6 protein-coding genes and 1 pseudogene are annotated in these 8,461 nt (G+C 68.7%); 2 read left to right on the forward strand and 5 right to left on the reverse strand.

What is annotated here, in order from left to right; genetic code table 11:
- Positions 1-126 precede the first annotated feature (126 nt).
- Both AB0M52_RS26235 and AB0M52_RS26240 read right to left on the reverse strand, forming a co-directional pair.
- Positions 127-732 carry a transposase gene (locus tag AB0M52_RS26235; RefSeq protein ID WP_363958840.1) on the reverse strand — a complete coding sequence of 202 codons (606 nt, stop codon included), beginning with the start codon at positions 730-732 and terminating at the stop codon, positions 127-129.
- A complete protein-coding gene (locus AB0M52_RS26240) occupies positions 711-1,202 on the reverse strand; it encodes a winged helix-turn-helix domain-containing protein (RefSeq protein ID WP_363958843.1) in 492 nt (163 codons plus the stop codon). Before AB0M52_RS26240 ends, AB0M52_RS26235 begins: the two co-directional genes overlap by 22 nt.
- A gap of 477 nt (positions 1,203-1,679) precedes the next feature.
- Between AB0M52_RS26240 and AB0M52_RS26245 the strand changes: the two genes are divergently transcribed.
- Positions 1,680-2,195 (forward strand): M23 family metallopeptidase, encoded by a 516-nt coding sequence (locus tag AB0M52_RS26245; RefSeq protein WP_363958846.1) that lies wholly within the window; start codon positions 1,680-1,682, stop codon positions 2,193-2,195.
- 96 nt (positions 2,196-2,291) lie between these two features.
- Here AB0M52_RS26245 and AB0M52_RS26250 read toward each other — a convergent pair.
- From AB0M52_RS26250 to AB0M52_RS26260, 3 genes and pseudogenes are all read right to left on the reverse strand, one after another.
- Positions 2,292-2,393 (reverse strand): annotated as a pseudogene (locus tag AB0M52_RS26250) (substrate-binding domain-containing protein); the annotation flags it as partial.
- A gap of 15 nt (positions 2,394-2,408) precedes the next feature.
- Entirely contained in the window at positions 2,409-3,893 is a 1,485-nt protein-coding gene (locus AB0M52_RS26255; RefSeq protein WP_363958849.1) for a hypothetical protein, read from the reverse strand.
- Positions 3,894-4,077: 184 nt separating this feature from the next.
- Complete coding sequence (locus AB0M52_RS26260) at positions 4,078-5,040, reverse strand: LysR family transcriptional regulator (RefSeq protein WP_363958852.1); 963 nt, start codon at positions 5,038-5,040, stop codon at positions 4,078-4,080.
- A gap of 715 nt (positions 5,041-5,755) precedes the next feature.
- Between AB0M52_RS26260 and AB0M52_RS26265 the strand changes: the two genes are divergently transcribed.
- Positions 5,756-8,428, forward strand: coding sequence for an AAA family ATPase (locus tag AB0M52_RS26265; RefSeq protein WP_363958854.1), 2,673 nt, complete (start codon positions 5,756-5,758; stop codon positions 8,426-8,428).
- Positions 8,429-8,461 lie beyond the last annotated feature (33 nt).

The raw sequence follows: 8,461 nt of genomic DNA on the forward strand, positions 1-8,461 counted from the left end.
GTCGACCTCCCCACGCTCGTCCGTGACGACACCGACCACCACATGGAAGACTGACACGAGCGGCCTTTCTTTGCAGACGACGACTGGCGTGAAGAACCGTCATCGTCTACTACAGATCTTGAATGGTCAGGTTGTGTCGGGTTCGAGTGTCAGGCCGGTGTGTGCGAGGAAGCTGTCGAGTAGGTCGTCGCGGTACTGGATGCTCTTGAGTCGGTTCTTGATGATCGCCTGGAGGTGGTCGACGCCGGTGACGGCGAGGTTGCCGATGCTGCGTTTGAGGTGGGACCACACTGCCTCGGTCGGGTTCAGGTCCGGGGCGTAGGTCGGTAGCCGGATCACGGTCAGCCAGTCCCGGGCGTCGATCATCTGCCGCATGGCGGCGGAGACGTGGGTGCTCAGGTTGTCCCAGACGCACACGATCGGTCCGCCGAGCTGCTGGTGGGCGGCATCCAGCAGGGCGATGTAGTCGCGTTCGCTGAAGCTGCGGCGTTCGTTCTTGCGGCCGCGATGCACAAGCGTGCGGTAGATGAACCGGGACCGCTGCCCGGGCCGGTAACAGGTCAACCCGGCGATCGAGACCCGACCGGAGCCCTTGCCCGACACCGCAACCACGGGGGTGTGTCCGCGTCGTCCCCAGGTGCGTGCCTTCGGTGGGCGCAACGTCTGACCGGCCTCGTCCTCGAAGACCAGCCACGCCTGCCGCTGCGCCGCTACCGTTTTCCCGCCGGCCACGTCTCCCGCCGCCAGGTCGTGATCGCGGCCTCGTCCCGCTCGACCGCACGATGCGCGGGGACCTGCACCGACCATCCCAACCGGTACATGATGTTCGCCGTGCCGCGCAGCGTGTACCGGGTGTGGAACATCCGGGCGATCAGGTCCGACACCCGCGCCAGAGTCCACCGCTGATCACTACCGAAGCCGTGTGCCGCCGGGCCCTCGTCCAAGGCGTCGGCCAGCCGCCGTAGCCGGCCCTCATCCAGCCGGCACCGAGACCCGCCAGGCCCCTTCGACGCCAGGGCCTGCTCACCACCGGCCTGCCACCGCTTACGCCATCCGTACACCGCGGTCTGCGACACCCGCAGCCGACGCGCGATCTCCGGCACCGACACATCCTGGGAGAACCACCCCGCTGCCTGCCGTCGCACCGCCTCACGTTTCGCCCGCCCCCGCGCGGACAGTCCACCTCCATCGGGATACCTCATCCCATCGATCTACCCCAACACGAGGCCATCACACAGACCACATCGGACGAACCTGGCCATTCAAGATCTGTAAGGAAGGCCGCGCCCGTTCACCGGCCATGTCGCCAGGCCCAACAAAGATCAACTAACTTTGCTTTGGCTCTGGATGGTGGCCCACCTGACGATGCCTTCGGAGAATTCAGGGTGGCGTTCGTAGTCGCGGGCCAGCCAGCGGCAGGCGGTGAGCCATGCCAGGTTAGATGATCATTCGCGCCTACCGGTTGAGCAGCGGCTGACCGTCGTAACCCGCGCTGAACTCGCCGACCGCTGCCGCGCCGGACACACGGGGCGGCGCGGCAGCCCGTACCCTCCCCGTGCCGCCCGGTCTATCCGACCTGGGCAGAGCATCCGCCGTGGGCCGGTGCCGGACTTTCGGTCATCGGACCCTTCTGACATCATCCGGCAGAGCGATCGAAGACTATGACTGTGGAGGTTCAGATGCGCTTCCGCCTGGCGAGTTCCCTCAGCGTCGCCCTGCTGGCGACCGCCGCGTTCTTGGTTCCGGCGTCGCCTGCCGCCGCCGCGCCGTCGTTCCGGACGCCGTTCCCGTGCAACCAGACGTGGTCCGGTCAGACCCGCACCACCCACAGCCCGCAGTACGCGATCGACTTCAATCGGACCAACGACCACGGCGATCCGGTCAAGGCCAGCGCCCCGGGCACGGTGGACGTGGTCGCCAACCTCGGTGACACCAGCTACGGCCGGTACGTGCGGATCAACCACGGCAACGGATACACCACCTACTACGCCCACCTCAGCGGGTTCAACGTCTCGGTCGGCCAGTCCGTCGGCTACAGCACCACGATCGGGTACGTGGGCAACAGCGGCGGCTCCTCCGGATCGCACCTGCACTACGAGCAGCGCCTGAACGGCAACGACATCAAGGTGCGCTTCAGCGGCAACCTGGCTCTCTACTTCGGGACGCGGAACTACACCCGTACCGCCGGTTGCTGATCCACCAGTCGACTTCCCCGGTTTCGGGCACGGGCGACGGCCCTTCGGTTGGAAAGTACGGCGTTCGGCTGATTCGACCTCGGGCCCATCGACCCATCATCGTCCGCAGTCACACGCTGTGGTGTTGTTGTCGTAACCGGCGACGGAGATGTCGTCCGGGACGTGGAGCCCGGCCTCGGCGATGGCGTCGAGCGCGCCCGAGGCGTGGTCGGATCACCCCGCCGACAGCCGGTGTTCCTGTCGGACCCGCCTGGGAGGCAGCACCGTGCGGAGTCTGGCGACGGCCGCGGAGTGGCCGGAGATGTCGGTGGCACAGCCGTGGCCCGGATGTGCGAGCCAGAACCTCCCGTCCTGCTCGACCAGGAGCGCATCGGCCAGCGGCACCGTGTGCACGTCACCGTCGCCGTCCACCGCGGCGACGCTGTCAACGCCGACGATCAGGACGCCCTTGGTGCCGAACCGCTTCAGCAACGCCGGCCGGTACACCTCACCGGAGGGCTGCACGCTGCCGCGAGGGCAGGCGTGCTCGGCGGTGCCGGGTAGCGCCGGTCGCGTCCCACGTGGCACGACCACCATCGCGGAGCACAGCCATCCGGACATCAGGTCGCGCGCCGCCTGCGCGGTGAACCGGCGTAGGCGGTCCGGCGGATCCGGCGCAACGAGTTCGGCTGTGCCGAACAGCTCCCGTTGGGCGGCCGACTCCAGCGACCCGACCTGCTCCAGCACGTCCGCTGGCTTCTTCCGTAGCTGGCTGAGGGTCACCGGAGGGGCCTCGGCGAACGCGATCGCGCGGTCGAGGTCCGCCTGGGACGGACCCTCGCCGATCAGCCGCTGCAGCTCGGCCCAGAGTACTTCCGCCGCAGTCGCCGCGTCCGAGCTCTTCGCCTTCTTTCTCCGCGTGTGGAGGCTCAGCCCGTACTCGTGTTGGGCCGCGTCGAGTGCCAGGAACTCGGGGTAGCTCGCGTAGGCGAGCCCCGCGTGGGCCAGGGCCGCGTTGACCCGCGACATCAGGACCCGGAGGAGCATGACCGCCGCCGCGTCGGGTTCGGCCCGGAACGCCAGCCCGGCCCCGCGGACCTGGTCGGCGTACCAGACGGGACCGGTCTGGTATCGAGCGGGCGGCGCGGGATGGGTGACCCTTGGCCCGGCGGGCAGGGGGAGGCGCATGGCCGGCGGCGCGGCGGTCATTGCGAGGACCGCGTTGCCGGCGGTGAAGAACCGTCGCACGTGCCGCCCGATCTCGTCCGCGGTGAAGAGCCGGTAGTCCACCACCGGCCAGCGGGTCAGGCCGGGGCCATGGGGACCGTACCGGCGGGCGAGCAGTGATCCCCAGGGGTCGAGCAGACCGTCGTCGGCGCCCCCGAGGTACCGGTCACCGGGGTCGGTGTCGGCCAGCGCGTCGGCGAGGTCCGCGGGCGGGAGGCCGCTGAGGACCGTGCAGATGGCGGCGAAGTGCTCCACGATCTGCTCGGGGGAGCCGGCCGCGGTGAAGGAGGTTTCGCTCAGGGCGGTCATCTCGGTGCACTGGTCCGCGACGTATGGCTCGGCCCGCAGCACCAACTCCTGCACCACGTGGGTCAGGCCGATCGTGTCGAGGTCCTCGTCGCGGGGGTCGCAGCCGAACGACAGCGTCCCGGCGAGCGGGCCGGGACAGTCCTCCTCGAGGACTGTCACCCCGTCGACCTCGCGTCGTCGCATGCCTGGATCGTAGGGCGGCCGGGCAAACCACGCTGCCGGCGCGAGGTCGCGCAATCTTCAGGCGTTGAGCGGACAGGTGCCCCCGACGCGCCACCACAATCGTGCAGGCCATCCTCGCCCTACATCACGTTCAGACCAGCCGAAACCCACGATGAAAGAGCCCCAAATGAAATGTGCAACAGTCTCACTCGAGCCCTTGGTTGTTGCGTCGTAGCACGGTGTGTGCTGCTTGGAGTAGGGCGGTAAGGGCAGCGTCGTCACGGTTGGGGAGCCAGGCCAGGGCCGCGGTGGACAGTGGTAGATCGATGACATCGACGTAGGCGACGCCCCGGCGGGAGTAGTCGCGGCGCGCCTCGGCGGGTAGGAAGGCGATGGCCTGGCCACGGGCGACGGCCGACAGCAGCGCATCCATGTCCTCGGCCACTGGGCCGTAGCGTACGGCGCTGCCGTCGGGGCGGGGGTTGACCGTCCAGTAGTCCCACCACTCCCGCAGCTCCGGGATCGGGACATCGACCACCAGACGGTCGGACAACTGGGCCAGTGCCAGCGGCGCCTGGCCCGCCAGCGGGTCGTTGGCGGGCAGGCAGGCGACGCGGGGCTCCGTCGCCAGGTGCAGGCTGCGCAGGCCCGGCGGCAACGGGGGCCGCAGGAACGCGGCGTCGACCTCTCCGCGCGGCAGGGCGTAGACCTGCTCGACGAAGTTGACGGAGCGGATCTCGACGGTGATCCCGGGATGTCGGGCGGACAGTTCGGCAAGGATCGCGGTCACGTAGGGCATGAAAGCCTCGCCGCCGATGGCTCCGATTCTCAGGTGCCCCCGCACCTGACGGGCGTAGGTGGCAGCGACCCCCAGCAGACGGTCCATGGCTGCCACGAGACCGCGTGCTTCGGGTACCAGGGCACGGCCGGCCTCGGTCAGCTCCACCCGGCGGGTCGAGCGCCGCACCAGGTCAACACCCAGCCGGTCCTCCAGCGTCCGGATCTGCTGGCTGAGCGCGGGCTGTGTCAGGAACAGGCGCTGGGCCGCGCGGCCGAAGTGCAGCTCCTCGGCCAGCACCAGAAACAGCCGCAGCTGATGAACGCTGGGCTCACGGGCGGCCGGCCGGACCGGAGGGGTGTGTCGGCCACCAGCACCATCACGAATCATAGAGACAACACTATCAGTCTGCCGTAAAGACTAATTGCTGGATGCTGTAGGTGACCTTGCGAAAAGATCACTGACCATGGATTATTTCTCATCAACCGATGGCGATGGCCGGCATCAGAAACTAAGGAGAAGAACAACTTTGTTCCGCCGAATATCGGGGGCGGCGTGAGCGGCGGTCATCAAAGCATTGAAGATTGTTCAGATCCGGGTTCGGCTCCGAGTCGGAGCGCGGCGCAGTGGCACACCGAAATGCCCCACTGTCGTCCGATCCAATCCAGAGCGGACCTTCTACGAAGGCTGCCTTGATAGGCAGCCTTCGTAGAAGGCTTAGCATTTGAACGTGAGCAACTGACCCATCGCCAGAAACCGCCGGGCCGGCATTTCCTGGTCTGCGCCACAAGCCTCCTTTTCAAGCCCAAACGGCACCACGATCGCAGAGGCTATCGGTTCTCGCCAATCATCCGACACGAACTCCCATGGCCAACGTGAGCTGTGCCCGTCCCTCCTCCCTGTGGGGGCACGGTGGCCTGGGCGTGACTGGCCGTCGTCAGAGCCACTGCATCCCGGCTGGCGGGACCACCAGCCCTGCCCGGGACGACAGCCTCACTTCGACCGGGTGGCCTCGGCCATGGCCACGTTCTCGGGATGACCGGCTGGCGGGCGACTGCCGTGCAGCGGCACGGCGATCCACCGTACGGTTGCTTAGGATGCTGAGGTGATCCTCGGGCGCCGCACTGAGCTCAACGCCTTGGAGGCGCTGCTCAACGGTGCCGTCGCCGGACGGGGCGGGGCGCTGGTCCTCCGCGGTGAGGCGGGCATAGGCAAATCGGCGCTACTGGAGTCTACTGCCGCAGACGCTGACCGCCGTGGAGTCAGGGTGCTCGGCACGGCAGGCGTGCAAGCGGAAGTGCTCATCCCGTACGCGAGCCTGCACCGGCTGCTGCGCACTGCGCCGGACTTGGCTGCTGCGGCCGGGACGATCTTGGGCTCGCCGAACACCGTGCCGTTTCGCGCGGCGACCGCACTGCTGGATGCGATGACTGCGACGGCGGACCCGACCCTGATCACCGTGGAAGATCTACAGTGGGTGGACGAGGCGAGCTGGGAAGCGCTGACGTTCGCTGCCCGCCGGCTTACAGCGGAGCGGACAGCAATGCTGCTCACGGCACGTGACGGCGAGGACGTGGACCGCCGCCTGATTCGGGCAGGGCTTGCCGAGATGCGTCTGGAACCGCTCGACGCGGCTGATTCCCGTCAACTGCTGACACATGTGGCGCCGCAGCTTCCGGCCGCGCTGGGTTCGCAGGTATTGGCGGCGGCCGCAGGCAACCCTCTCGGTCTGGTGGAGTTGGGCGAGGCCGTTGCGCGGGTTGGCAGTGTGGCGCTGCTACCGAGCACGGTGTCGCTCAGTGAGCGCCTGGAGCGCACCTTCGCGGGACTGGTCGCCGAACTGCCGGCCGCGACCCGGACGCTGCTGTTGGTCGCGGCCGTCAACGACCACGACGATCTGGACGAGAGCGTGCGCGCCTACCGCCTGATCGTGCCAGATCAGGGCGGGCCCGAAGCCGTCGATCCGGCGGTGGCGACCCGTCTGGTGCAGGTCGACGACCAGCTCCGGCTGCGGTTCCGGCATCCTCTGCTCCGCTCTGCGCTTTATCACTCCGCCACCGTCACGCAGCGCCGGCGTGCGCACACCGCGCTGGCCGAAGTGGTGGCGCACGACTCGGAGCGAAGCGTCTGGCACCGGGCCGCCGCGGCGAGCGGTCCCGACGAAGAGCTGGCCGGGCAATTGACCGAGATCGCGACGCGGGCCCGGCACCGGCAGGCCGCCCGGATCGCGCTGACCGCTTTCGAACGGGCCGCGCGGCTCAGTGCGGACCCGGCCGCTCGGGGATTCCGGTTGCTGGCAGCCGTGGACATGGCGTCCGAGCAGGGCGACAACACCGCGAATCGGCGCCTGCTCGCCGAGATCCGCCCGCATGAACTGACGGACGGCGACCGGGCGGTCTACGACTTTCTGGTCGAGGTCTATCACGGGACGCGATGGTCCGGCGGGGAACGGCTAACCGGGTTCGCGGCGATGCTGAACGCCCTGATCGACGCCGGTGACGTCGACCGGGCGATCCGCCTGCTCGACACCATCGCATTGCGAACGCACTACTCCGAGACGGAGCCGGCTGTCCTCGACCGCCTGGTGGCGGCGGTCGATCGCATGATGGTGATGTCGAATGACCCGCAGATCCCGGGACACCTCGCGTTGATCGCTCCGGTCAGCCGGGGCGTCGAGTGCCGGCGCCGCATGTGGGAGGCTTTCACGACCGGCGATCTGGATCCGTACACCGTGGCCACCCTCGGCTATGGTGCGGCTGGCCTCGGCGACTGCGCAGCAGCGTGCGAGTTCCATGCCACTGCCCAGATCGGGCTGCGTGAGCAGGGCCGGTTGGGCGTTCTTTACCGGTCCCTGATCAGCCATGCGATGAACGCGGTGTACCTCGGTGACGCCCGAACCGCAGCGATCCTTCTGCCGGAGGCGGATCAGATCGCCAAGGAGGTCGGCGACCCGAACTGGGTGCCGGCGTCCTGGGTGGCCGCAGCCACGGCGGCGGCTCTGCGCGCTGATCCGGTGGTGGCCGGGGAGCGTGCGGCTGCTGCCGAGACGGCACTGCTGCCGTATGGCCGCAACCCGCTGCTCGCCGGGGTGCGGCAGGCGCGCGGCATCGCGGCGTTGGGCGCGGGCCGACCGGAGGAGTCGTTTCGCGAACTACGTCGAATCTTCGACCCGGCCGATGACTCTTACCACCTTCACACCGGATTTATGCTTGTGGCGCACCTGGCCGAGGCCGCAGCAGCGTGCGGTGCCACTGCGGAGCTGCGGCTTCTGGTGGACCGGCTGACGCCGGTCGCCGAGGAGAGTCAGTCACCGGCGCTGCTCACCGGGCTCGGGTACGCGCAGGCGGTGCTCGCCGACACCGCCGAGGCGTGGGAGAAGGCCGTTGCGGAGGACCTCGACGGGTGGTCGTTCGAGCAGTCGCGACGGCAGCACGCGTACGGGGCGTGGCTACGCCGCCGCCGTCACCCAGCCGAGTCACGGCCGTTGCTGCGCGCCGCGGCCGCCACCTTCGACGCGCTCGGTGCCACCGCTTGGGCCGACCGGTCCCGCGCCGAGCTCCGCGCCTCCGGCGAGTCGCTGCGCCGACCCGGCACTGCCGGGCTCACCCCGCAGGAGACGCAGATCGCCCGGCTCGCCGCCGAAGGGCTGAGCAACCAGCAGATCGCCGACCGGCTGGTGCTGTCACCGCGCACGGTGACCACACATCTGTCCCGGATCTATCCGAAGCTCGGCATCCGTTCGCGGGTGGAGTTGGCCCGGGTGCTGGGGATTACGTAGTTCTACGCACGCGAGCGGTCATCGGTGGCTCAT

Source organism: Micromonospora sp. NPDC051296 (assembly GCF_040682255.1).
Lineage (GTDB): Bacteria > Actinomycetota > Actinomycetes > Mycobacteriales > Micromonosporaceae > Micromonospora > Micromonospora craterilacus.

Excerpts from the sequence above, each read along its gene's own strand:
- AB0M52_RS26240 (WP_363958843.1), bottom strand. The coding sequence starts at position 1,202 with ATGAGGTATCCCGATGGAGGTGGACTGTCCGCGCGGGGGCGGGCGAAA.
- AB0M52_RS26245 (WP_363958846.1), top strand. The coding sequence starts at position 1,680 with ATGCGCTTCCGCCTGGCGAGTTCCCTCAGCGTCGCCCTGCTGGCGACC.
- AB0M52_RS26255 (WP_363958849.1), bottom strand. The coding sequence starts at position 3,893 with ATGCGACGACGCGAGGTCGACGGGGTGACAGTCCTCGAGGAGGACTGT.
- AB0M52_RS26260 (WP_363958852.1), bottom strand. The coding sequence starts at position 5,040 with ATGATTCGTGATGGTGCTGGTGGCCGACACACCCCTCCGGTCCGGCCG.